This is a genomic window from Sediminibacterium ginsengisoli (genome assembly GCF_900167075.1).
Classification (GTDB): Bacteria; Bacteroidota; Bacteroidia; order Chitinophagales; family Chitinophagaceae; genus Sediminibacterium; species Sediminibacterium ginsengisoli.
The window spans coordinates 39,421-64,449 of sequence record NZ_FUWH01000008.1; the positions used below are offsets into that span (position 1 = coordinate 39,421).

21 protein-coding genes and 1 tRNA gene are annotated in these 25,029 nt (G+C 43.2%); 7 read left to right on the top strand and 15 right to left on the bottom strand.

Annotated features, from left to right (window positions below; translation table 11 throughout):
* Positions 1 to 51 precede the first annotated feature (51 nt).
* From B5D42_RS13095 to B5D42_RS13130, 8 genes are all read right to left on the bottom strand, one after another.
* Entirely contained in the window at positions 52 to 1,320 is a 1,269-nt protein-coding gene (locus B5D42_RS13095) for an McrC family protein (protein WP_078831974.1), read from the bottom strand.
* A complete protein-coding gene (locus B5D42_RS17920) occupies positions 1,313 to 3,271 on the bottom strand; it encodes an AAA family ATPase (RefSeq protein WP_078831975.1) in 1,959 nt (652 codons plus the stop codon). The genes B5D42_RS13095 and B5D42_RS17920 overlap by 8 nt, the downstream gene beginning before the upstream one ends.
* The gene (locus tag B5D42_RS13105; protein WP_078831976.1) at positions 3,268 to 4,332 is read right to left on the bottom strand and encodes a hypothetical protein; all 1,065 of its coding nucleotides are present in this window, start codon (positions 4,330 to 4,332) and stop codon (positions 3,268 to 3,270) included. Before B5D42_RS13105 ends, B5D42_RS17920 begins: the two co-directional genes overlap by 4 nt.
* Positions 4,332 to 5,879 carry a restriction system-associated AAA family ATPase gene (locus B5D42_RS13110; protein ID WP_078831977.1) on the bottom strand — a complete coding sequence of 516 codons (1,548 nt, stop codon included), beginning with the start codon at positions 5,877 to 5,879 and terminating at the stop codon, positions 4,332 to 4,334. Before B5D42_RS13110 ends, B5D42_RS13105 begins: the two co-directional genes overlap by 1 nt.
* Positions 5,860 to 7,485: a restriction endonuclease subunit S gene (locus B5D42_RS13115; RefSeq protein ID WP_078831978.1), complete on the bottom strand. Its 1,626-nt coding sequence runs from the start codon at positions 7,483 to 7,485 to the stop codon at positions 5,860 to 5,862. Before B5D42_RS13115 ends, B5D42_RS13110 begins: the two co-directional genes overlap by 20 nt.
* Positions 7,485 to 8,945 (bottom strand): type I restriction-modification system subunit M, encoded by a 1,461-nt coding sequence (locus B5D42_RS13120; protein ID WP_078831979.1) that lies wholly within the window; start codon positions 8,943 to 8,945, stop codon positions 7,485 to 7,487. Before B5D42_RS13120 ends, B5D42_RS13115 begins: the two co-directional genes overlap by 1 nt.
* Before the next feature lie 30 nt (positions 8,946 to 8,975).
* Positions 8,976 to 12,230, bottom strand: coding sequence for a type I restriction-modification system endonuclease (gene hsdR / locus B5D42_RS13125; RefSeq protein ID WP_078831980.1), 3,255 nt, complete (start codon positions 12,228 to 12,230; stop codon positions 8,976 to 8,978).
* A 256-nt stretch (positions 12,231 to 12,486) separates the two neighbouring features.
* Positions 12,487 to 12,559: transfer RNA gene (locus B5D42_RS13130), tRNA-Lys, on the bottom strand.
* Positions 12,560 to 12,729: 170 nt separating this feature from the next.
* Here B5D42_RS13130 and B5D42_RS13135 point away from each other — a divergent pair.
* Together B5D42_RS13135 and B5D42_RS13140 are read left to right on the top strand one after the other, a co-directional pair.
* Positions 12,730 to 13,536, top strand: a complete 807-nt coding sequence (locus B5D42_RS13135) for an SDR family oxidoreductase (RefSeq protein ID WP_078831981.1) — start codon at positions 12,730 to 12,732, stop codon at positions 13,534 to 13,536.
* A gap of 29 nt (positions 13,537 to 13,565) precedes the next feature.
* Positions 13,566 to 14,381: an SAM hydrolase/SAM-dependent halogenase family protein gene (locus B5D42_RS13140; RefSeq protein WP_078831982.1), complete on the top strand. Its 816-nt coding sequence runs from the start codon at positions 13,566 to 13,568 to the stop codon at positions 14,379 to 14,381.
* Positions 14,382 to 14,767: 386 nt separating this feature from the next.
* Here B5D42_RS13140 and B5D42_RS13145 read toward each other — a convergent pair whose 3' ends face one another.
* Positions 14,768 to 15,796: an aldo/keto reductase gene (locus tag B5D42_RS13145; protein WP_078831983.1), complete on the bottom strand. Its 1,029-nt coding sequence runs from the start codon at positions 15,794 to 15,796 to the stop codon at positions 14,768 to 14,770.
* A gap of 140 nt (positions 15,797 to 15,936) precedes the next feature.
* On the opposite strand from B5D42_RS13145, the gene B5D42_RS13150 reads away from it, so the two are divergent.
* Positions 15,937 to 16,764, top strand: coding sequence for a ThuA domain-containing protein (locus B5D42_RS13150; protein WP_078831984.1), 828 nt, complete (start codon positions 15,937 to 15,939; stop codon positions 16,762 to 16,764).
* On the opposite strand, the gene B5D42_RS13155 is transcribed toward B5D42_RS13150, so the two are convergent.
* Positions 16,761 to 18,110, bottom strand: a complete 1,350-nt coding sequence (locus tag B5D42_RS13155; protein WP_245825677.1) for an MATE family efflux transporter — start codon at positions 18,108 to 18,110, stop codon at positions 16,761 to 16,763. The genes B5D42_RS13150 and B5D42_RS13155 overlap by 4 nt on opposite strands.
* Positions 18,111 to 18,153: 43 nt before the next feature.
* Positions 18,154 to 18,453 carry a hypothetical protein gene (locus B5D42_RS13160; RefSeq protein ID WP_078831986.1) on the bottom strand — a complete coding sequence of 100 codons (300 nt, stop codon included), beginning with the start codon at positions 18,451 to 18,453 and terminating at the stop codon, positions 18,154 to 18,156.
* A gap of 140 nt (positions 18,454 to 18,593) precedes the next feature.
* Between B5D42_RS13160 and B5D42_RS13165 the strand changes: the two genes are divergently transcribed.
* From B5D42_RS13165 to B5D42_RS13175, 3 genes are read left to right on the top strand one after another with little or no spacing between them, the layout of a single operon-like run.
* Positions 18,594 to 19,097 carry a GNAT family N-acetyltransferase gene (locus B5D42_RS13165; protein WP_078831987.1) on the top strand — a complete coding sequence of 168 codons (504 nt, stop codon included), beginning with the start codon at positions 18,594 to 18,596 and terminating at the stop codon, positions 19,095 to 19,097.
* Positions 19,090 to 19,596 carry a MarR family winged helix-turn-helix transcriptional regulator gene (locus B5D42_RS13170; protein WP_078831988.1) on the top strand — a complete coding sequence of 169 codons (507 nt, stop codon included), beginning with the start codon at positions 19,090 to 19,092 and terminating at the stop codon, positions 19,594 to 19,596. The genes B5D42_RS13165 and B5D42_RS13170 overlap by 8 nt, the downstream gene beginning before the upstream one ends.
* 33 nt (positions 19,597 to 19,629) lie before the next feature.
* Positions 19,630 to 20,040: an SET domain-containing protein gene (locus tag B5D42_RS13175; protein ID WP_078832095.1), complete on the top strand. Its 411-nt coding sequence runs from the start codon at positions 19,630 to 19,632 to the stop codon at positions 20,038 to 20,040.
* Here the strand turns inward: B5D42_RS13175 and B5D42_RS13180 are convergent.
* The gene (locus B5D42_RS13180; protein WP_078831989.1) at positions 20,012 to 21,193 is read right to left on the bottom strand and encodes a sensor histidine kinase; all 1,182 of its coding nucleotides are present in this window, start codon (positions 21,191 to 21,193) and stop codon (positions 20,012 to 20,014) included. The two genes, B5D42_RS13175 and B5D42_RS13180, sit on opposite strands and share 29 nt — an antisense overlap.
* Before the next feature lie 87 nt (positions 21,194 to 21,280).
* Here B5D42_RS13180 and B5D42_RS13185 point away from each other — a divergent pair, with 87 nt between their 5' ends.
* Entirely contained in the window at positions 21,281 to 21,679 is a 399-nt protein-coding gene (locus B5D42_RS13185; RefSeq protein WP_078831990.1) for a response regulator, read from the top strand.
* Positions 21,680 to 21,697: 18 nt separating this feature from the next.
* Here the strand turns inward: B5D42_RS13185 and B5D42_RS13190 are convergent, their stop codons facing one another.
* From B5D42_RS13190 to B5D42_RS13200, 3 genes are read right to left on the bottom strand one after another with little or no spacing between them, the layout of a single operon-like run.
* Positions 21,698 to 22,864 carry a nucleotidyltransferase family protein gene (locus tag B5D42_RS13190; protein WP_078831991.1) on the bottom strand — a complete coding sequence of 389 codons (1,167 nt, stop codon included), beginning with the start codon at positions 22,862 to 22,864 and terminating at the stop codon, positions 21,698 to 21,700.
* Between the two features lies 1 nt (position 22,865).
* The gene (locus tag B5D42_RS13195; RefSeq protein WP_078831992.1) at positions 22,866 to 23,123 is read right to left on the bottom strand and encodes a hypothetical protein; all 258 of its coding nucleotides are present in this window, start codon (positions 23,121 to 23,123) and stop codon (positions 22,866 to 22,868) included.
* The gene (locus B5D42_RS13200; RefSeq protein ID WP_217698827.1) at positions 23,120 to 24,877 is read right to left on the bottom strand and encodes an ABC transporter ATP-binding protein; all 1,758 of its coding nucleotides are present in this window, start codon (positions 24,875 to 24,877) and stop codon (positions 23,120 to 23,122) included. The genes B5D42_RS13195 and B5D42_RS13200 overlap by 4 nt, the downstream gene beginning before the upstream one ends.
* Positions 24,878 to 25,029 lie beyond the last annotated feature (152 nt).

Genomic DNA, 25,029 nt, shown 5'->3' on the forward strand with positions numbered 1-25,029 from the left:
TACATTTATTTTTATGGTGAGGGGAGAAATAGATTTTTATTATTTGCACGATTATTTGTTAATATCTAATAAATAATCAATTATTTTTTTTCCAAGATTTTTATCTACTTGTTCGCAGTCAAACAATTCAGCAAAATACATCTCACAAGAATGCAAGAAATCATTTTTTGATTCAGAGATATTATAGTCCTTTTTCCCGTTATTACTTTGCCCTGTTGAAGGATATAGTAAAATAGCATGTATCGAATTGAACTGAACATTATAGGTAAACATTTGTTGAAGGTCGCGAATAGACGGATAACCTTCGTTCACTATCTTCCATTTCGTATCTATAATTAATCTCTGCTCAATATTTCTTTTTTTAAAAGTAATCAAAATATCAGGTCTAATAGTATGGTTATTCCAGAACTGTCGACTATTTTGAGCAGTAACACATAATTCATTTTGATAAAACTGCTCCTCTGTTGCTTTAAGTATTTTATATATGAACGTTTCAAAAAGAATATTCATGTTAAATAATAAGGCAAGTATCTGTTGCTGGCCTGCTTTAAAGGCGGGGCAATAATTAAGGATAATCATCTCAGCCAGAACTAAAGCATCCTTATAAACAAAAGTTTTGCGGTCCAACTTTAATTCTCCAAAATCAGAAGCGTCTTGCCTCCACGATTCAACGTCTTCGAAATACAGTAACAAGCGCTTGGCAGCGTGTACGATATCGCTTTTAAATGAAATATCGGCAACGATCTCTAATGCACTTTTCAAAATCCGGTTATAAAGATTATCCTTGGTGTAGCTTGTATACTCTGTAAATAAGCGCTCTTTATGTAATAGGTTATGCTGTAATTGCTTTCCGATCAATAATCTCCCTTTCACTACAGATAAATTAGCTTGTGCTTTCTTATATTTTTTCACCAGGCCTTTATGTACCAATCGCTCTACCTCTTGCAGGAATGTACGTAAGTAAATGTCTAACAGGTTGGCATTTTGTGTGTGCTGCAGCGCATTTGAGGTCTCATTGATTTTGATATATCCTGCTCTGCTCAACATAAAAAGTAATGCCTTTTGCCATTTGGTTACATTTCTTTCATCATCGTTAGTGTTTCTGTCAGCTTTAGGCAGTATCTCAATAGTCTTATTACCTACCTGTATTAGCCCTACATAAGATTTGAATATGACTTTCTTATAGCCTATGTTGAAATACTTGCCTTTATGCAAGTCATTATATTTAACCAAGCTTTCGAAATGATGAGTGTCAAATCCCTGCTCTCCTATATTGAGTCGGGAATGTTCAAAAACAGTGATAACATGGCTACTATTCATAGATGGTTTTTGCTGCTGTTATAAATGTTTCATCGTTAGCAAAATCCCGGATGCTTTTCAGGTGATAAATCTTATCCTCATTCAGATTCTGAACATCATAACCCGCGACTTTCATGAAGTTTACGCTGTTCTTAGTTGTCTCATCCAAGAAAGACATACCGATGACCAAACCAATACGGCCATAATCCCTATAGAAATATTCTTGCAATAGAGGTAATATCTTATTGAAAAAGATAGCTTTTAAATGTGCAATGGAACGGACATTGATAAAGTAAGCATGACCGAGCATGTAATCTCGTCCCAATAGTTTTTCAATACGCATATTGATAGCATCAAGCAATAAGCAAAGATTGATACCTGAAAATTGGCTTGTCAAGTCAGCCAAAGCGTCAATCTGGCTTTTCAATGGTGTATTCTCCTTACGCATAGGCCCCCAATAGACCTCTTTATCTTTCTCGTTATTTTTGTCTTCCGGAAATCCCAATAATTGGTAAAATGGTGTTTCCAATGCTCTATACTCCTCATCGTCCCAGGAATATTTTTCATTGTCCCACCAAAATTGCCACAGCATTTGCTCCGGTTTTAACAACGATGATTCCGGTGCCATTTCTTCAAAGACAAAACGACGTCTTAATGCGGTGTCCAACGCCTCAACGCTACGATCTGCCGTATTCATTGTGCCGACAATATACAGATTGGGTGGCAGTGCGAATTTTTCTTTACTGTAGGGAAGTATTGCGGTTATACTTTCCTTCTTGCTTAGGCGTTTATCGTCTTCCATCAGGGTAATCAACTCACCGAATATCTGGGCAATATTACCTCTGTTGATCTCGTCAATGACAAGAACATAATTTTTTACGGTTTTATCATTTGTATTATTGCCTACAAATGACTTCAGTTGTTCCAGTATGCCAGGATAATAAATACCTATACCTGTCGGCCTCACTTCCTTCCGTTTATAATAGTAGTCTCGTAGCGTACCGATACTGAGGGTATGTCCCGTACTGCCATTGGCTTTTTTGAACCGGATGGATGATTTCGTAAAGTCCGCAATGGTAAATTCCTTCCCCTCCGTTTTCATACTGAACTTCATAGACGGACTCTCTTCCCATTTTTCCCGCAAATGACTGAAGGCTTCCTCAAATGAGAGCTCTCCCTTGGCTTCGTTCTTAGAATCCAGCCAATTGCTTAATGCCAGGTCGGCAATGTTTTTCAAAATGCCTGGTTCTACGTCATAAGTAACTTGTTCTTTGCCGTTTGCCATTGGTTTAATGCCTTCTACAAAGTCCTCATAGCTCATACTCTGGTGAAACGTAACAAAAGCTATCTGACCATCTCCCGGGTTATCCCAATCTTCAATTAGCAATTCGTCAAACCGGTCCTTTAATTCCGTTCGGTTGCTAAAGCGTTTAAACAAACGATTTTCTTTTATGCCATCGGCAATAGCCACAGCCTTATTAATAGTATGATAAGTTTTTCCTGTTCCGGGCGGTCCGTAAAGGATAAGATTTGATGGAAATTCATTAGTCAGATCTTCCGGATCAAACGATAAAGCCAATTCAGTAGCCGGACTATCAATGCCACCCCGGTTAAAAATAAGCCTGACATTATCCATATTATTAACACTGCTGATGGTAGAGCGATAAGCACCCCGGCCGTCGATATCAAAGCGTTTGAAAGCTTTGTCCCAATCAACTTTCAGGCTTTTACCATCTTGTTTATTTTCTGTTACAGTGCCTAATGCATGTACACCTAATACAGAAATGATTTTTCCATTTTCTTTACGGGTATAGGTTGTTTTTGCTGCCAGGCGTGCTCCTGCCGGGACAGCATTGACGGTATGTTGAAACTTATCGTTATAGCCGTTTTCCCATATTCCTTCTTTTAAAAAGCGCTCGAGCTGACTTTCTCCGTCCCACTGAAAGCCGACGCAATAGTATCTGATATTCACAGTTTAACTTTTACGTTATTAATTGTGTCCATAAACGATTTAATGAAAATGTCTGGTGCATTACTCCCAATCCATTTAAATAGGTCTGCTTTTAAATAATTACACTCACGATATCTGTGGTTGTCAAATTGGCTGCCAAAATCTATAAATGAAGTTCTGACTTGTTTCAAAGTTTTAAGATCTGTTCTTGATTGTACAAAACCAAGATATAAATCAAGCCAAGATTGATAGTCAGAAGCTTTACCAGCAAGATAGTCTTTTACAATTCGGTCTGAAATACAATAAACAAATTTCCATCTTTTAACTTCATCGCAATCTGGAAGAAACTTTATATCCCATACTCCTTTATCATCTCCACGCTTCGGCAGTGTTGTATTTGTAAAATCAAGCTTAACGTTAATCTTTTTATTATAAGGGTTAACAGCTTTTATTTGTTTTTTATCGTCCCAAATCAAATCTTTCGTCTTTTTATAAACACTATTGCAGTTGTGCCCCATCGGAGCTAGATTCCTCATATTAATCGCTGCAAAAGGATATTTTGATTTAGGAAGCAAGTGGTCATAATCTTGTTTCTGATGTGTGAAATGTAATAATTTTTCCATTCCACAAAATGGGCACCAATTGTTGCCCTGCGCAGTGTAAAAATCTTCGTAATGTTTGTGAATGTTATAATCCGTTAACGTATTCTCATACAGGAAATAAAATAAATCGAGAGTTTCCTTTTGAATTTGAGGTGGAATGTTATCTATTGTAATCCTAACAGTACGTTTATCGAATAAATTCTGAACGTCATTCATTCGCACAAACGCATTAAAGACCTTAACTTTTCTAACTCCTAGAGCTTTGTATTTATTGAAAAAGTCATTTAATAAGGTGAAAATCTTTACAGGTGCTCCTTTATGTCTACGCTTAACCTTTGTTGCAAAGTCTGGATTTAGATAAACATCGGGATCAAAAACATCTGTTGATTTAACATGTCGTATTAGATGAATAAAAGTTGATATTTCTCTTTGTAATTTATGTACGTCCTGTGTCCGGACAAAAGAATATTTCTGAAGCATTATTTTTTCCTTTTTGAAACTGCTGCTTTAGACCTTATTTCCTTAGATGCCGTCAATTCATTCAGTCGATGAAACAAATAAACTTTTTCAAGTGATTCACCGAAGTCGTCTATCCTATCAACTATCTTAGTATAGCTTCTTGATTTTTGAAGATCTTGAATGTCACTAAGAGATTTCTCAGACATAGGTGGTATTACACCAAAGGCTTCTTTCAGAAGCTTATCCATAGATACACCATACGTTTGAATTTTAGGTTTTGATGCCTTCCCGCCTTTAAAAATGAGCACATGCTCTGTGCTACAATCACCTAAAAGGAAAGGCGAATGTGTAGAAATGAAAAAATCCTGCTTCTTTGTATGAGCTATCATATTCAATGTAGAAATAAATTTTGATCTCCATTGTGGATTAAAATGTGTTTCCGGCTCATCCAATAAGAATAGAACATCAGGATCTTCAATCATCAATAGACTCCCAATGATATGTATGAGCTGATGCTCTCCGTCACTTAAGTCATAGTAGTCGATATCTTCTTTAACTCCTTTTAAATTTACCCTTACACTTTCTACATTGAAAACCTTGTCTTCCGATGATAACTGAGGGTAAATGTGTTTTTGATTCGGGTACTCTGCTTCTTTTATCGTATTTCTTTTCTCTCTGCGCAACAGAATATCATTCAATAAGTCTAGTTTATACAATGCGCTGTATAAATGGAAGGGGGAATCAAAATATTTTTTAAAGAGCCTCCTACTGTTGGGATTGATATAAAAATCTAAAATCGTCTTGTCATTTTCTTCATCATAGTGATAACAGGTAGCACATTTTTTTAAAGCGCCGATGTACTTATTCAATTCAGGAGTTAATCCAATAGTAATACGATTCTTATATCTGGGCTTTAATTGAACAATTATTCTAAATGACTCCAAAGAGTCCCACTGGGCGATCTTATCGGATATTAGCTGCAGCTGGCTGGTGCTTCTGAAAATACTATTTGCTATAAGAACAAAGGAATTCACTTTATAATCCAGGAATACAAGCCTCGTATCTGGAACAATGGTACCATCCGGGTTTTTACTTAAGTTGGTAACAGCATCTGAGTATTCAATGTAGGTTTCCTCAAATCGTTTACTTATGGTTTGATTGTCTCCGGAAGTATAACCTACAACAAACTTGGGCAATAGTGTTTCCGCTTCTAGCCTATCATCCACAGTTAATATGCCTTTTGCAGTTATTATTTCAAATTGGGGAAATCCTTCTTCTTCGGGCTGACTGATTTTTACATGAATCCGTTTGGGACTTTCCTTTACGTATTCCAGTTCGAACTGAATTTTTGTTTTTTCAGGTTGGCTATCACTGGTGCAATAGCCATTCAGATAATAAAAGATGTCACTAAACACTTCTAAAAGCTTAGACTTACCGGAACCATTGACTCCGGCCAGACAAATAGGTGTCGTTTTGTTCAAGTCTTCTTTTAAATGAAAAACTTGTTCAAAACCATCAACAGGTGTAGCGTATCTACCCTTAATGAACTTAAGCCTTAATAGTTTCATGTTTTTGGAGTTTGTATCTCATAGTGCCGGAAGGCGTATCAATAGTGGTAGTGATCCTGTCCGCTTTCCTTTTGTATTTGTCATTACGAAGCAATTCAAAGAATTGCTTTTTTAGTTGAACATAATTACTCTTTGATAACTGCTGTAAGGAGTCATTTAATTCTTCAAACGAGAAATCCTGGTCCTGGAATGTATTTTCAATTATTGTTAGTAAGGAAATTTCAGCCATTCGGATATGTTTATTTTGTACTCTTTTTGTGTTTGATTGGATTACGCGCGGGTTGTCCTGTGGTTTATCTTTTATCGGCGTTTGACCTTGTAATATTCGTTCTAATAGTTTAGCTGCCGGTTCATCTGTCGGATCAGCATCTACTAGCTCTCCACTAAATGCCTTCGCTAAAATATTAGGAGGAAGATTGTTAATTTTCGTTTTGACATTGGCATAAAGTTTTTCCAAACTTTCAATACTCTTAAACAGAGTATCAATTCTACGTACAACTTCATTCTGTTCTACGAGTGAGGGAACGGAGATTGGTATTATAGATAGTTCCTTTTGATTGATTTTGGGTAATACACTTCTTTCGCCGGCCGATGTTGCATAACTTAGGAAAGCTTTAGATAACATGTAATAATAAAGGTATCTAGTGTTCAATTTTGTAGATATTGGATACATGTCGGCACTACATAAACCTGGGAAATCAGCTACAATTACTTTCGATAAATAAGGCCGAATTTTAGAATATAAGATACTACCTTTCTCAAAGTAGTGTTTTGCGCTTTTCGGCATTATATCAGACACGGTTGGTTTATCAATTAATCTACCAGTTTCCGACTGAATATTATCAGGAGCAATCAATGGGTAGTCTAGAAATTTACTAGGTTCTACGAGGTTTGAATCCACAGACGCTATACTGCTAAACGGTAGCCATTTCCATGAATCAGGCAGTGATATATTCACCTCTCTCATTTCTTCCTCGTCATCATTGTTAAAATCCAGAATCAAATCCTTATTTCTTCTCCATTCCTCTGTCAATTTTCCCGTTACTGCCTGCATAAGAACATTCTCTCTAAACTGTTTTAGCAACGAAGGGATTTTATCCAATCGTTCATTAAGTGAATCCAAATGGAGATACAGATTATCAAGCTTATCGGCTATTCGCCTTTGTTCAGATGAAGAAGGAATTGGCACCTCTACTGTTTTGAGTAAAGAATAATGTCGACTATAGCCCAGCGATGGAATCTTAAGCGATTTCAAATAGTAAAAGAAAAACTTGAAGTCCAATAATGAAGAAGGTCGCAATATTTTTACACCATCTGCCCCCACAGCAAATTTTACGTCGACGTATTTAATGTTTCTGGTGTGATCCCCAAAAACAATGACAGGTAATGATCCTTTATAAATGAGACTTTCATTGTCAACGTATCCTGCTACATCAGATTCTCCCTGATCTATAACAGGAAAAAGACCATTTTCTAAATAATCATTTGACTTGAGTTTGGTAAATGAACCCGCTTTTTCCAAAGTGTCAAATAAAGGAACGGTCGGCCAGTCTTTAAAAAGCTTAGGTTGTAAATTGTCTTTATTAATATCACCTCTTGATGCCATTATCCTAGTAATTCTAAAATTTTATTCAATTCCAACTCAATGGCTTTTATTTCGCTCAAGGCTTCACGAGCAATGTCTGCCGGTTCCATTATTTCACTTTCGCCATTTAAAGCTCCTTCGTTCATTAAGCCTATATCCAACGAATCCTTTTTAGCCATAATTTCTTCGCGTGTATAAGAGCTCCAACGGGCATTTTTAACCTGCTCACGTTTATTGAAATCAACTATGCCATTATATTCTTGCTTTACGTTATCAATGCTTATGCCGCCTGTATAGGCTAAGACAAAATCAGCAAAGGCATCCCTTTTGAATGGCGTTCGTTTACCATAGGCCGGCGCATTCGTTCGCATATCGTAAAACCAGACTTGTTTTGTATTGCCAGTTTCCGTTTTGCCGCGTTCAAAAAAGAGTACATTGGTTTTTACGCCCTGTGCGTAAAAAATGCCGGTCGGCAAGCGCAGAATGGTATGCAGGCTGCATTTGTCCATTAGGTCGCGTCGTATTTTCTGCCCGTCATTATCTTCAAACAATACATTATCCGGTAACACTACAGCAGCCCGGGCTCCCCCTCTTTTATGCAGGGAACGGTAGATGTGCTGCAGGAAATTAAGTTGCTTGTTGCTTGTCGGGAAAGTAAAGTCATCACGTGTAGGGCGCTCACCACCTATCTTGGTACCAAAAGGAGGATTAGCTAATACGCCATCATAATTTTTAAAGCTCTTTCCCAACTCGCTCAGGGTATCTCCTAAAATAATTTTACTGTCCTGTCCGTGCAATTTAGCATTCATCAGTGCCAGCCGATGTGCATCCTGTACCAGCTCACAACCACTGAATGCCTCTGTAAGCTGAAATTTTCTTTCCTTGGTATCCAGGTCATAATAGTTGTCTGTTTTTTCGCGCAGGTACTGGTCTGCCGCGATCATAAACCCGAAAGTGCCTGCTGCCGGATCATTCCAACGTTCGCCAATTCTGGGTACCAGCAAATCAACCATTACATTGATTAAGGGTCTGGGTGTAAAATACTGTCCGGCGCCGCTCTTCTTTTCGCCTGCATTGCGTTCCAGCAATTCCTCGTAAATGGTAGCGATCTTGTCTTTTTCATGATCGTCGAACCAGTCAATATTATCAATACTGGTGATCAGCGTACGCAGGTTAGCCGGTTTGCGTAAGGTTGTTGCCGCATTGGTGTAGATCTCGCTGATGGTGTCATTTTCACTTTTGGCAGCAATGGTGGCTAATAACTCCCGGTAAGTATCAAAAAGATCTTTATTATCTTTAATGCCTTTCAACCGGCTCCAGCGGTACTCTTCCGGAATTTGTTCTTCAAATCCTTTTACTTCGGATAAACGAAGAAAAAGAATGTAGGTCAGCTCATTTAAGTATTGGTGATAGGTCACCCCATCGTCGCGTAATACATCGCATAAGCTCCATAATTTCCGGGCAATATCTTCTGCACTCATAAATCTGCTATTGTTCTTTTAAATTGTGTTTTATGCCGATTGGGCATATAAGTTATCATTAATGGTATCCAGTATCACCTGCAACTGGTGTTCGAATATTTTATCTAATCGCTGGAAGCCTCCTTCTTCTTTAAACGGCTCATCATCCAGGTCTTTTATTTGTAAAATTGTTTCTTTCAGCAACTGCTTTTCAAAACGATCCAGCCATTTACTTTGCACAGCATTCCATTGTTTCATGTTTCTTACCTGCTTCATCGCCCGTTTAATCCTGTCTTCATGGCTTTCCAGCGATGTGCCTATAGCAAGTGTGCGAATAAAGGAAATAATATCTGCAGCGATATCTTCATTTTTCGCTTGTTTCCAGGCTGTGCGTAAAGATACCGTATTGAACCCTGCTGCATCTAAAATCATGAGCAGCTCTTTTAATGATTTTCGATCCAATTCCTTAGGTCGGTTGCATACAATGGATAGTGCTGCTACCTGGTTCAGGTTGTTTTTGATAAAATTGGTGAAACTATCCAGATAGTCTTCCGGTTTGCTACCTTTCCCATAACCGCGTGTCGTTTCGATATACTCGTCTGCATGCTCTGATACCATTACGTAAGCCGGAGCAGGTTTGAATTCGTCTAAGAATTTCCATAGTCCTGTTTTACCCTGAATCGTCTTTTGTATAGCGGGGTTATTCAACTGATTCTTTAGAAAATCAATGAACTGAGCCGTATCATTCCCTTCGGCATAATATTTAAAGGTACTTGCTGCATCCTCCGCATCTTCGATATAGCGTCGTTTCCTTTGCAGTTTGGCAATGATCTGTTCTATTTGTTTCTTTACCCGTTCCTGCGTTCGTATGACATCCAGCTCCTGTGACAACTGTTGAAAGGACGCCTTTGCATTTACAGAAACAGGCTTCATTTGTGTATAATCGCTAAGCGTTTCATATAAGCCCACCGCATCATAAATCTGGAAAAATTCTTTATTGATATCATCGCATTTGCGCGTGGCACGTCCTAACATCTGTTCATATAAAATACGGGATTTTACCCGGCGCATAAACACCAGGTTACTGATACGCGGCACGTCGATCCCCGTAGTCAATAAATCAACGGTGACGGCTATATTAGGGAACTGTTCATTTTTATAACAGTTCAACAATTCTTGCGGGTTATAGGATTTACCGGTAATCTTTTGGATCGCATTATCCGGCACATCAATCCCCAATCTGCTATATTCTTCCTTAAATAAATGAACCAGGGTATCAGCATGTTCATCGGTAGCTGCAAATACCAGTGTCTTTGCATCGCCTTCCGGGTCCAGTGCTTTTGCCAATTGTGCCACCACTGTCCTGTTGAAGTTCTCGGAAAGTACCAGTTTGTTAAAGGCCGATACATCAAAATGCAACTCATCCTCCAGTGCTTCCAATTCAATAATGCTATTCTCTTCCTGGTCATAAGCTTTGGGCTTTTCTCCCTTTTCCCAGGTGATGCCTTCTTTGCTCAGCGTGGTTTCTATCTGGTGTGGCGGTTCATGATCTATGAGATAACCATCTATCACAGCTTCTCTGTAAGAATAGAAATAAACCGGGGCGCCGAAAATTTCGGTGGTGTGTAACGCCGGCGTTGCGGTTAGTCCGATTGCATAAGCATCGAAATAATCCAAAACCATACGGTATTTGCTTACATAATCATTCTGATCTTTGAATACTAATTCCTCGTCATCCATTTCCTTATCCATCAGGTAGCCCCGATGTGCCTCATCAATGATAATACAATCGTACTGATCTACCGGAAGGACATCTCCATCGTCTTCCTTGTAAAACAGGCGTTTTACCATACTCTGCACGGTAGAAAAATGCAGCCGAGTATCCTGTTCCGGCATTTTCTCTTTCAGCTCTTTCACATCGTAGATCTCTGCGAATGTGTTCAAGCCTACCACTTTATTATCCTTGAAAGCATTAATCGCTTGCGTACCTAAAAGATTGCGATCCACGAGAAACAATATCCGGTTAAACCTGTTCGCCTGTATCAAATGATAACATAGGCCGATAATAGTTCGGGTTTTACCGGTACCCGTTGCCATGGCAACTAAGGCTCTGTGGTTGTCGGGTGCTGTTACAATCCTGTGTTCAACGGCTCTGATAGCATCAAGCTGATACGCACGAAGTCCTAAGCCTGACTTGCTTTCCAGGAAATCGAGGCTCAATGATAATAGTTTCTGGTTAGCCTGCTGAATGTCCTTTTCCCTCAGTTTAATGAGCCCTTCCGGGGAGTACCATCCCTGCAACGGACGAGCATTGTTCGTTTTTTCGCGTACATCCAGAAACCAGATGCCACTCTTTGTCTTGATCTGTTCCAGATAGGGACGACCATTGGTTGAAAATAAAAATGGTACTTTATACCTGTCCCATGCGCCTAATAATATAGCTTCGTGATCAGCTTCCACCAATTCTGCATATACCTTTGCTTGCCGGAGATCTGTGGAGATATCCTGCCCATATTTTTTTGCCTCCACAAATCCATATAACTCGCAACCAATAAACAAAGCATAGTCCACCCAGTTAGGACCGGAAGGCCACTCCGCAATAGCGATATTTTTACCTCTTTGCGGAAGCGTTTTATGTTTTTTATAATTGAGCGTTTCAGTATTCACCAGCCAGCCTGCATTTTTAAGCTGCTCATCTATTAGTGCCCTCGTTTCTGCTTCAGACATGCTGATTTTTGCAGCTGCTCTTGTCGCTCTTTGCCTGATCGTCGCTCGTTTTTCTTCACTCAGTTCATTTACATGCCGTTCTTCAAGCAATTTATTAAACGCAGCTTCCAGCTGCGCATACTGCATTTCAAGTTGCTTTAACTGGGTGTCTTCTCTGGCATCCTCCGGAAGAATAAATTTAACCTGGTCTAAGGACTGATCACGTGATGAATAGATTTCGCAGAACCATTTCGAGAGTTGGAATGCAGCATATAAACATGATTTGGCTTCATCAAACGTACCTGTGCCTTCATGAGCTGCAGCATTTCCTTTTTTTTTAACCAGGAAGAATATGTCCGAAACAGTAGTAGATAGTATTTTTTGTTCTTCCAGTATTTTAATACGGTTGTGAAATGTATTAACCCAAGGAAATGCTAATTTGTGTTCTTCAAATAAGTGTTCGGATATCTTTTCACCTAATTGCCTCAACTTAATCAGGCATACCACTGGATCATTGTACAGGTAATATTCAGCAGTTTTGCCAATATTACACAACAGCGGAAACTCCTGCTCTAGGTATATAAAATTAGATGGAGCCATAAATGCGATATTTAAATACAGCAAGGGTGCTACAAATTAAACTATTTTAATACGATTTGCATAAAATAGCGCAGACAGAATATAAAGATTTATCAGCATACACTCATACAGACGGACACTTGAAAGAAAAAAGTGAACATTGTGAAATTAATTACCATCCAAAGCCGCGTGCTCAAATAATCAGGAAGGAAGCTCTCGAACAAAAGCACAGAAACGACAAAAGGCTTCAGATATCTGAAGCCTTTTGTCGTTTCTGTGATCCCGCTGGGACTCGAACCCAGGACCCATACATTAAAAGTGTATTGCTCTACCAACTGAGCTACGGAATCATCCCTTTTAATTCACTCACAAAGTGTTCACCTTGTTTGTTTTGGGAGTGCAAAAATAGGGGAAATTAAAAACCAGCCAAATTTTTAGAGAACTTTTTTCGGGCTTTTCTGAAGATCGCTTATCCGACTCTAATACTTACTGCCTATTTTTGCGGGATAATGCTCTGTTTATGTCTGATTTCAAAAATAAAGTAGTGGTGATCACCGGCGGCTCGGAAGGGATCGGTAAAGCACTTGTTGATATTTTCCTGCAGCACGGCGCCAAAGTGGCTACCTGCAGCCGTAATTACGACAAATTATACCAGCTGCAAAAGACTTATCCCGGTCAACCACTGTTCATCCATACCGCAGACGTAAGCAAAGAACAGGATTGCCAGATCTTTATCGATGCCGTTGTCAAAAATTTCGGCACCATCGATATCCTGATCAATAACGCCGGCGTTTCCATGCGTGCACTGGTTCAGGATGCAGAACTGGATACCATCCGTAAAGTGATGGACATCAACTTCTGGGGCACTGTTTACTGCACCAAATTCGCATTGCCCTATATCCAGCAGAACAAGGGCACTATTGCAGGCGTTTCTTCCATTGCAGGCTTCAGGGGCTTACCCGGCCGCAGCGGTTACTCTGCTTCCAAATATGCCGTTACCGGCTTTCTCGAAGCGTTACGTACCGAACTGCTGAACAGCGGTGTGAATGTGATGTGGGTATGCCCGGGCTTCACCGCTTCCAATATCAGGAATGCTGCCCTCAACAAAGACGGCCAGGCACAGGGTGAATCTCCGCTCGACGAGAAAAAACTGATGAGCGCTGAAGAATGTGCTTCCTATATTCTCAAAGCCATTGCCAAAAGAAAAAGAACCCTGGTACTTACCATGCAGGGCAAGCAAACAGTTTATCTCAACCGCTTCTTTCCTTCACTGGCTGATAAACTGGTCAGAAACTTTTTCTTTAAAAATGATGCACTGGTGAAATAACTGTCTTATCTGATCGTTTATTTACCGGCATGCCCATCTTAACTCTTACAACTGATATTGGCCAGCGCGATTTTCTTGTAGGCGCCATCAAAGGGCAGTTCCTTTCACTGGACCCTTCGTGGATCATTGCCGACATCTCCCATTATCTCTCCCAGACCAATTACCCGCAGGCTGCCTATACCTGCAGCAATGCCTTTAAATATTACCCCACTGGCAGTTTTCATTTTGTAATCGTGAACCTTTTCGGCGCTCCATTGCATCACCTGCTGGTGGCGCGTTATAATGATCAATATATCATCTGCCCGGATAACGGCCTGCTCACCATGATAGCCGGCGAAAAACCACGCGAGATCGGTGCCATTAAAGTTGACCGCCGGCATACGCTACTCGAACTTACCCAGCTGGTGGCCGAAGCAGCCTGCGGCATTCATAAAAAAGGCCTCGGCATGCTGGAACCGATACAGGAGATCGAAGAGAAATATCCTTTACGTCCTACATCCGGCCCCGACTGGATGGAAGGTCAGATCCTCTTCATCGACAATTTCGAGAACGTGGTGATCAATATCACCCGGCAGGAATTTGAAGAACAACGCAATGGCCGTGCCTTCAAGATCGTATTCAAACGCAACGAGATCATCGAAACGATCAGCGATAATTACAACTCCGTATCCGAAAGCGAAAAACTCGCCTGGTTCAATTCTGCCGGCTACCTCGAAATAGCACTGCGCAACGGTAATATGGCCGGCCTTTTTGGCTTGCAGGGCTATAACGAACAAATGCAGCAGGCGGGTACTTCTACTGATAACAAATGGTTCTACCAGACGGTGCGGATCTTTTTTGAGTGAGGGATACCTGCGGTATTGGGTGAGGGCGAAGTGAGGATGCCTGGGGCATTGGGTGAGGGCGAGGTGGGGATGCCTGGGGCATTGGGTGAGGGTGAGGTGGGGATGCTTGTGGCATTGGGTGAGGGCGAAGTGAGTGAGGATGCTGCATCATGAGATTGTGTCGCGGGTTATAGGTGCACGCGAGGGGCTATCCCATTAAGTGTGTAAACTTGCAAATCGGGGCTTACGAGTTTAAATTCTGCACTGTTGGCAAATCCAGTTTCGCACACACTGTGCAGCAAGCACACCCTCACCAAGAGCGCAGCTCCCTCACCGAAGCGCAGCTTTCCCTCACTCAAGAGCACAGCTACCTCACTTCGCCCTCACCGAAACGCAGTTTGCCCTCACTATTTTATAGCTCTCGTATTCAACTCCGGATTCCCGTTCTGATGCCAGTAAGGGTAAACCGGTGGCACTTCACTTACCGCATCCAGTCGCTTCACCTGTTCAACTGTAAGGTTCCAGCCTACGGCACCGAGGTTTTGCTTCAGTTGCTCTTCATTTCTTGCGCCGATAATGATATTGGATACAGTTGGTCGTTGCAGCAACCAGTTCAATGCTACCTGGGGTATCGTTTTACCTGTTTCGCCTGCGATCTCTTCCAGCACATCAACAATATTGTACAGCAGCTCCGGATCTGAAGCAGGACCATGACTGCCCAGCTGACCAAACCTTGAACCTTCCGGCATAGGCTGGCCTCTCCTGATCTTGCCCGATAACTGCCCGCCTGATAAAGGACTCCACACAATCGTTCCCACACCCTGGTCAACACCGAGCGGCATCAGTTCCCATTCAAACTCACGGCGCAGCAGAGAATAATAAGCCTGGTGTGCCACATAACGGCTCCAGCCATAACGCTCGGAAACCGACAAGGATTTCATCAGGTGCCAGCCGGAAAAATTAGAACAGGCGATATAACGCACTTTGCCTGACTGAACCAGCGTTTCCAGTGCACTCAACGTTTCCTGCACGGGTGTATTCCCGTCGAAACCGTGCATATGGTAGATATCGATATGGTCAACGTTCAGCCGCTTCAGGCTTGCTTCGCAGGAACGGATGATATTGAAACGGGAAGATCCGATATCATTGGTATCATCGCCCATCCTGAAAGTCATTTTGGTTGAGATCAGTACTTTATTACGCAGCCCGCTGATCGCTTTACCCAGGATTTCTTCGGACATGCCCCGCGAATAAGAATTCGCCGTATCAAAAAGATTAACACCTGCATCCAGGCAAAGATTCACCATCCTTGTTGCTTCATCCACCTGCGTTGCGCCCCAGGCTTTGAAAAACTCATTCCCACCGCCGAATGTGGCTGTTCCAAAACTCAATACCGGTACCCGCAAACCTGAACTTCCCAATTGTCTGTACTCCATAGTCCTATATTTTGATTTGAATGAATAATAATCAAAAGTAAAACAACTACCCCTACCCGCCCCTAAAGATCGTCGATTACCTGTACAATTCCGCGGCATCAACCTGCAGGGGATTGCTTAACTTTATACAAAACCTGCCCATGAAGTTTTTTCTCCCCTGCATACTTGTTGTTTCAATTCTGGTCAGCACTGCAACATACGCACAGCAGCCTTTTAAAGTAATTGCGTTTTATACGGCAAAACAGGATCCCGCTCATATCAGTTTTGTACACGAAGCCAACCGCTGGTTTCCGCAAATGGCAGCCGCTAACGGTTTCGTTTACGACTCTACCAATAACTGGAATAATCTCAATGATAGTTTTCTCACACGTTACCAGGTTGTCCTTTTTCTCGATACCCGTCCTGAATCCGATATACAGCGCAGTGCTTTTGAAAGATATATGAGGAAGGGCGGCGGATGGATCGGTTTTCACTTTGCAGCTTTTGCACTTACACCTTCTTCATATCCGCAAAACTGGGATTGGTACCACAATGAATTCCTGGGTTCGGGCAGTTATGGAAGCAATACCTGGCGTCCTACTTCTGCCATTGTTAAAACAGAAGCACGGGATCATCCCTTCCTGAAAAATATTCCTTCTACTTTTACAACAGCCCCCAATGAATGGTACCGCTGGGAGAAAGACCTGCGGAAAAATGCAGACATCGAGATCCTGCTTTCGATCGACCCTTCCAGTTTTCCTTTGGGAACCGGACCTAAAGCACATGAGATCTGGCATAGCGGCTACTATCCCGTAGCATGGTCGAACAGGAAATACAATATGCTATACCTGAACATGGGGCATAACGATATCGACTACGAACACAAGACCAACAGTGAATTATCCTTCACTTTTTCGAATGAAGTACAGAACAGGTTTTTGCTGAATGCACTGACCCGGATCGGGCAGCGTTCGATGCAGAAAAATTAATCCCTGGCAGGCTGAAACAACCGGCCAGACATACGCAGGAAACGGTAGATCAGTAAAACAGACGCCACAGTAAGCCCGGCAATCAGGCCCAGCCACATTCCCTGTGCGCCCATATCTGCGTGGAAAGCGAGGTAATATCCAAACGGCAGCCCGATCACCCAATAGGCAATAGTAACATATACCGTAGGCAGCTTTACATCTTTAATACCCCGCAACAATCCTGCTCCGATAGCCTGCGTACTGTCAGACACCTGGAATACGGCTGCATACAGCAATAAAGTTGCTGCCAGTGACACCACTTCCGCATTCTCATTGAACCAGACCGGTAATATATGCCTGCAGAGCGCAAAGAACAAGGCACAAAGTCCGCCATAAATCAATGCCGTAACAATGGTGCTCCTGCCGATCATATTGATCAGTTTCCCATCGGAACGGCCATAAGCATTGCTGACGCGGATAGAACCTGCCTGTGCCAGCCCCAGCGATACCATGAATGTGAACGCCGCGCAGCCGAGTGCGATCTGGTGCGCCGCCTGCGCCACGGCACTGATGGTTCCGATGATAATACCCGATACCGCAAATGCCGCCGTCTCCATCCCTAACTGCAGGCTGCTCGGCACACCGATATGCAGCAGTTCTTTCATGCTCTTCTTCGACAATTTCCACTGGGCTGAGGCAACTAAAATATATTTCCGGAAAGTCCTGTGTTTCAGGATCACGCCGCCTAGTAACAGGAAGATAAAGCAACGGGTGATAAAAGTAGCCCAGCCGGCCCCGGCCAGCTCAAGCCTCGGGAAACCCAGGTTACCGTAGATGAGCAGCCAGTTCAGTACAATGTTCAGCGGCAGGGCCAGCAGCGACAGTAACATGGCCGTCCTGGTAAATTCGAGCCCGTCCGTGAACTGCTTCAGTGTCATGAACAACAGCATGGGAATGATCGACAGGCCCACCAGTTTCAGAAATGGCAAGGCCAGTCTTACCACTTCAGGGTCCTGGCCGAGGTGGTACAAGAGGTTCTGACCATAGATCAGTCCGCCGGAGATCAGCAGCGCAAAAAGTGCACAGAGACAGAAACCGTTGAAAAAATAATGCGATACCTGTTCCGTATTGTTCCGGCCATTGGCCATCGATACCAGCTGAGACACGGAGATCGTCATGCCCACACCTACCACGAAAGGAATATTGATCACGTTCAGCACAAGGGCTGCTGCGGCGAGCTGCTTATAACCGATCGCTCCTACCATTGCCATATCAATAATATGCAGCGCCATCTGCGCCAGTTCCCCGATAATAATGGGCAGGCCTAACCTTAAGGTGCTGAATGCTTCCTTTCTCATCGTCGTCATGTCCGTAAAAATTAAAGAGGGCGAATTTACGTGTAATTGGCACTCAGAGATTGGCAATTACAAGACCGGCACTGATCAGCTGAAGTTCGGCCGGCGGGTTCTGTGCAGCATCGGTTGCCGCTTTTGCAACGCCTTCGGGTGTAAGGGAAAAATGAAGCGTATCCATCTGTTTGAAAACAACCAGTCCTTCTTCTGCCAGCGATGTCAGGTGCGCATGGATCAGCTCCCAGCCGAAAGTAGAATGCAGGATCATTTCGCGCGTACTGCATACATACTGATCCGGATGAGGCTCATCCTTCACCATATTGTAAAGCGTCTGGAGGGTAATAAACCGGTTATCCATACAGGAAAGATACTTATTCGTTTTTCTCCATCCGGCATCCGGTACATTCAAGTTGTCAACATCGTATACACGTGAGCAGGTGAAAAAAATTTTTGAATATATGTAGTCAACTACGTAATTTTATACATAAATTGATTTTTATGGAGGACAACATAATAATTCGTCCGCTTACGAACGGTGATTGTGCAGCTATTCAGGCACTTATATTACCGATACAGCAAATCGAGTTCAATATTCCCATTACGCTGGAGAAGCAGCCCGATCTTCTCAATATTGAAAAAAATTACCATGCAACAGGGGGCGGCTTTTGGGGTGCGCTGGCCGGAGAAAAGCTGGTAGGCACTATTGCTATGATCGGAATTGGCGGCGGCGCGGGGGCGATCCGTAAAATGTTTGTGGAAAAAGAATGGCGGGGGAAGGAGAAACAGATCGCACAGCAACTGCTGGCCGCGCTTATCGGCTATTCCCGCACAAACGGGATCACAAACCTCTACCTCGGCACGGTTGATGTACTCAAAGCTGCCCAGCGGTTTTATGAACGGAACGGATTTCAGCCTATTCAGAAAAGCGCGATGCCTGCAAACTTTCCGTTCATGGCGCCGGATACCGTATTCTATCATCTTGATCTTACCACTTATGCCTAAATCTTCGATCATCGACGGGCTCGGACTCCTCGCTATTTCTACCCGCCTGCAGCGCCTGAGCGAACAGCTCCGTAAAGACGGGCAACAGATCTACCGTTCTTACGGCATCGACTTTGAACCAAAATGGTTCCCGGTGGTATATTCCCTTCATGTGAAGAAAACTCTCAGTGTGGTGGAAATCGCGGCGGAAATCGGTTATACGCATCCATCCACCATCAGCCTGCTGAAAGAGCTCGAAAGGGAAAAGATCATTTCCTCCCGGAAAGACAGCAGTGACGAACGGAAACGGCTGATACAACTGACAGAAAAAGGCAACAGTCTTGTGCTGGAGATGCAACCGGTATGGGACACAATGACCCGCGCTATCGCTGCGCTTACCTCCACACCCAATAACCTTCTTTCTGCCATTACAGAAGTAGAATCGAAGCTGGGTGAAAAAAGCTTCCTGCAGCGAGCGGAAGAAATCAAATCAGGGCTGTCACCTTTTACCGGGCAATAAAAAAAGTATGTATTTAATGTTGTACCATTGCATATGGCATTATTGGAAAAACACCTGTTTGTAAAACCGTCGCAGCTGCCGAATTCCGGCAACGGCCTTTTCACTAAAATATTTATTCCCAAGGGTACAAAGATCGTAGAATATAAAGGGCGCATCACTACCTGGAAAGCTGTGGAGAACGATGCCGACAACGGCTATATCTTCCAGGTAAACCCGCAACATGTAATTGATGCATTGCGTACCAAAAGAGCGCTGGCGAGATATGCCAACGACGCGCGCGGATTAAGCAGGGTAAAGGGTCTGACCAATAACTGCGATTATGAGCTCGATGGCTTACGCGCTTATATCACTTCCAAAAAAGATATCCAGCCCGGCGAAGAGATCTTTGTGGCATACGGGAAAGATTACTGGGATACTATCCGGGCCAACCTTGCATCATCATAGAATTTTCCTCCGGTCCTGATTCGCAAAGCAGCATATGAATAGTGGTGCCCTCTCCTTCTGTTGAAGAAGCCCAGATACGGCCGCCATGTATCATCACTATTTTACGGCAGAGTGCCAGCCCTATTCCCGTGCCTTCATAAGTATGCTGTGCATTCAGCCGCTGGAAGATCATAAAGATCACTTCCGCATATTCCTGGCTGAAACCGATGCCGTTATCAGCAACTGCTATATGGTAACATTTACTGCGTTCGGGATAACCGTACCTTATTTTTTCACCTGAATTGAGGAGCCTGCACGTGATGCGGATCACCGGCGGTATACCAGGTCTGGTAAACTTAAGCGCATTTCCTACCAGGTTATAAAGCAGCTGGTTCAGGTACAGGGGCAGTCCCACCACTTCCGGCAGCCTGTCTGCTTCTATTACCGCCTGCTTTTCATGGATCTTCAGGTCAAAATCACTGAGTACGTCCTGCAGTATTTTGTTCAGGTCTGTCGGCACAAAAGAATCTTCGATATAAGTAAGTCGTGAATAGTTCAGGATGGCTTTCATCAAAGACCCCATCCTTCCGGTAGCTGCGATGATCTTTTCCAGGTAAAGCCTGCTCTCCGGTTTCAGTTCATCCCCCGCTTTATCGAGCAGGCGGTATGCAAAGGTTTCAATTTTTCGTACCGGCTCCTGCAGATCGTGCGAAGCCAGGTAAGTGAACTGCTCCAGTTCCTGGTTATGGAATTCAAGTTTCTGTGTGTATTCTTTGAGCCGGTCTTCCCCAAGTTTTCTTTCAGTGAGGTCGCGGGTCACTTTGGAAAAGCTCACCACATCTCCCTGTTCATTATGCAATGCAGTGATCACAGTACTTCCCCAGAAACAATTACCATTTTTGCGTACACGCCAGCCTTCGTGTGTTGCCTTGCCTTTTGTTACCGCCTGGTTCATCAATTGTTCCGGCAGGGCCGATGCCTGGTCTTCCGCTGTATAAAAGATGCGGAAGTGTTTACCTACGATCTCATCTGCCGGATAACCTTTGATCTTTTCAGCACCCAGGTTCCAGTTCTGTATCACACCATCCGCATCCAGGCGGATGATTGCATAGTCCTGCACCTCCTCAATCATCTGCCGGAACCAGTCTGTCTGGGTATTGTTTTTTTCGCTCATAATCACTTACTTAGTCCGCGATCAATATTATTGTTTGCGGTTTTTTAAACCTACTGTTAAAGTTAATGTCTAAATTCGTGCAGCGCTATGAAAAAAATTGAGAATATCCTGCTTATTGACGACGACACCGATGATATTGAGATATTCCGTGAAGCGGTGGGCGAGGTAGTTCCCGACGCGCATTTCGATGGCATCACCAATTGCGAAAAGGCGCTTTCCCAGCTGAATAACAGCCTTACCGGCCTCCCCGACCTGATCTTTCTCGACCTGAACATGCCGCTGATCAATGGCAAACAGTGCCTTTCCGCCATGCGGAAAATGGCTCACCTGAGTAATATTCCCATTATCATCTACAGTACGTCCTCTTTTCAGAAAGATATTGATGAGACAAAACAACTGGGGGCCTCCGAATTTCTTACCAAAAGTTCCCGCTTTGAGGAAACCTGCAACCTGCTGAAGCGGATGATCAGCAAATTCACTGCCTGATCTGCAATATTCCCGGTTTTATTTGTTAGTCCCCGCTTTGCCGGTTGCCGCTTTTACAAGCAGCCTGAACGGGCGGCTCAGGTAGTACAATGTCCAGAAGGGCAGGTAATGTGAATCGATATCTCTTCCGTTGGGTGTTAATGCAAAATGAATGGCCCTGCGCACCGCACTCATTTTCTGTGCGATGTTTTCCGATAATCGTATGTTATAATAGAAAGCTTTTCCAAAAGAGACCCGTTGCTTTTGCTGCATCGTCAGCAGCCGTTCTCGAAGAGCCTTGCTCACAGATCTTACAGATTCCGGAACGGCTTTTTCATCAGCTGCACCCATCCCGAGCAGGTCTTTTATCAACAAGCTGCTTAACTGGCTGTACACAACAGGAATATCACCCAGATTTCCGGCAGCATTACCCGTTTTTTGATACATCATTGCAAGATCTAGCACGGAACGGATATCAGGAAAATAATCTGCAACGGCGCTGTTTACCAGCATCAGTTTTAAATAATCATATTCATTAAACCTACGGCTGGCCAGCAGGTATCCATCGTCCAGCATTTCGCTGAAAGTGCCGGTGTAATTCATATAATACTTACTGGGTCTGTAATGCAGATCTGCCTGCATAAACCCTTTTTCAGCATTATAATTGAACACGGCTTCTTTTTCAGCACTTAAATATCTTTTGCGAAAGCGCCTGTAGTAAAGCGTGTCGTCCATCATAAAACCATTGGCTTCCATAATGGGTATAATCCGGTCAAGATCTGACTGGTTGATCATGATATCAATATCTGCCGATTCCCTCAGACTTATATTTCCATAAGCCACTTTGGCAAAATCGCTCCCTTTATATGTTTTTACCGTAATTCCCTGTTCTGCGAGCAAAGCAGTTAAGCGTTCGGATTCATTGCATTTTTTTAATGCAAAGGCAGTGTGAGACATGCAGAAAGAACGTAAACGTTCTTTTACGCCTGTATCTGCGTTAATGCCCGTATCGCTGAATACCGCATGCAATACAGGCCTGATACGATGCGCAGCAGCCAGCTGATAAAAATGAGCCCAGTCAACAGGTGTACCGGCAATAAAATCGTTGATCGCCCCGGCATTTACGCTACCTGTAAATACCCGGCAACACAGCAAGAGCAGTGCAATTTCCGGGTTATACCTGTTTTTGATTACTTCGATCTCCATATCACGCGGTAACTATACGAACGGTTATCTGCTTATTTTCTTCCTCTACCTCAATAGATGCTGCATTACAGGAAATGTGATGTTTGATGCCATGCCCTGTTACTTCTTCTGTTGAGGTAAAAACTTTTCCCGCTACTTCAATATGATCTGCCAGCTGCTCTGTATCGTTTACAAGCAGGCGCCACTTTTTATCGCTCTGTAACGGATAAGCTGTGTTGAAACGTATCCGCACTGTTTTAAATACCGGCTTGTCTGTCATAACTGTTGTTTATCATACATTTCCCTGAAAAATCCGTTCGACTGAACCAGTTCGCTGAAACTTCCTTCTTCCGCAATACGTCCGTTCTGCAGAAAATAAATATGATCCGCGATCTTGAGGTTATACAACCGGTGCGTGATCAGTACGATGATTTTACCTGCTTTATGTTTCCGTATATTATCAAAGATAGCAAATTCGGCAGCAGCGTCAAGGGCGCTGGTAGGTTCATCCAGTACAATCAGGTCGGCATTTTTATAAAACAGCCTTGCGATGGCAATTTTCTGCCATTGTCCGCCGCTCAGTTGTACGCCGCCATGAAAAATATGACCGAGTTTTGTATGGTATCCGGCTGGTAATGTTCTGATGAAAGAAGCCGCTCCCGACATTTCCGCTGCGGCTTCGATCGCTTGCTGCTGAGCGGCTGTTACATCTGTTTGAAAAGCGATATTATCATTGATGGATAAAAAATATTTTTCGAAATCCTGAAAAACGAATGCACTCTTACTCCTGAATATTTCTTCGGATATATCTTCCAGCCGGTTGCTGCCGAGCTGAATCCTTCCTGATTGCAATTCATATAATCTTGCCATCAATTTTACAAGCGTAGACTTCCCTGATCCGTTTTCGCCCACAATGGCAATGATCTGCCCGGGTTCGCAATCGATGGATATGTCCTTAAGCACAGGATGACTGCCTCCCGGATAAGTGAATGAAAGGTCTGAAATATGTAATCCGCCATTCAGATCCTGATCCTTTGTACCAGGTCTGGAAACCGACGGCATATTGAAAAACGAAAAAAGATCGCCCAGGAAAACCCGTTGCTGAAAAAGTTGCACCACTGCCTGCAGGAAATTTCTTGATGTGGTTTGCAATCGCTGGAAACCCTGTATATAAATGACCAGCACGCCTATTGTAATGGTGCCTTCCCACGCATTTTTTGTGAGTGAAGCGAAAATAGAGACCATTACAACGATCTCCAGTGTTTCTGCGATCAGGCTGTACAGCATCCATCTGCTATGCTGTTTTTTTCTTTCCGCGGTAATATAAGCCCTGATCCGTCTGAATCGTCCGGTAAAATCAGCAGCAAAACCGAATAAACGAACTTCCTTGGCAAAGCTTACCCCGCTTAATACCTGGTGATAATAACCGGCCTCTCTCTCCTGCTTTGCCAAACGGTGATCTGTTTTCACCAGTGCATGCCCCGAATACCATTTTACAACCGCAAGCGGAAGTGAAAGCAGCACGAAAAGCGCGGCAAACAATGGTTCTAGGGTAAACAGGAAACCGGCCAGGAATAAAACAGAAAGGCTGTTGGTCAGAATACTGTTCAGACTGGCAGGCAGTGCTGCGGCTTTAAACAGCGATTGCTGCTGGGCCAGGTGAAGCCTGTCGTGATAAGCAGGATTCTCATAATAACTGTACGCCACACCTGTTGCCTTTTCCAGTACCTGTGCCGAAAGATGATCCGTGAGCAATTGCTGCTGCAGGGTTCCTATATAAACAGCATATTGAGTTGCAAGGGCCTGCAGGAACTGGATGATACCGAAAGCGATGATGACGGGAATGATTTCGGTATGCCCGGTTACCGCTTCTATCAGCAGTTTCAAGGTGTACAGGGAAAGTACCGGTAATAAGGCCAGTGCAACCTGCATGATTATATTTACACATGCAATTCCCTTACCTGCATTCCATACCAGCGATATTGTCTTGTACAGGTCGCGCTTTAATTGTTTGATATTTGCCAGGGTACTCACGTTCCGGTAAAGTTGCCATCTTTCAGCTTAAATACCAACTATACCGGTGCAGGATGTTCAATTATTTGAATGATATCCTGCAACAGGCAGATCCAATGCCCCCGCCAAGCCGGTTTGGGTGAAAAAAAACCGGATTTAACAGGATCCCTGCA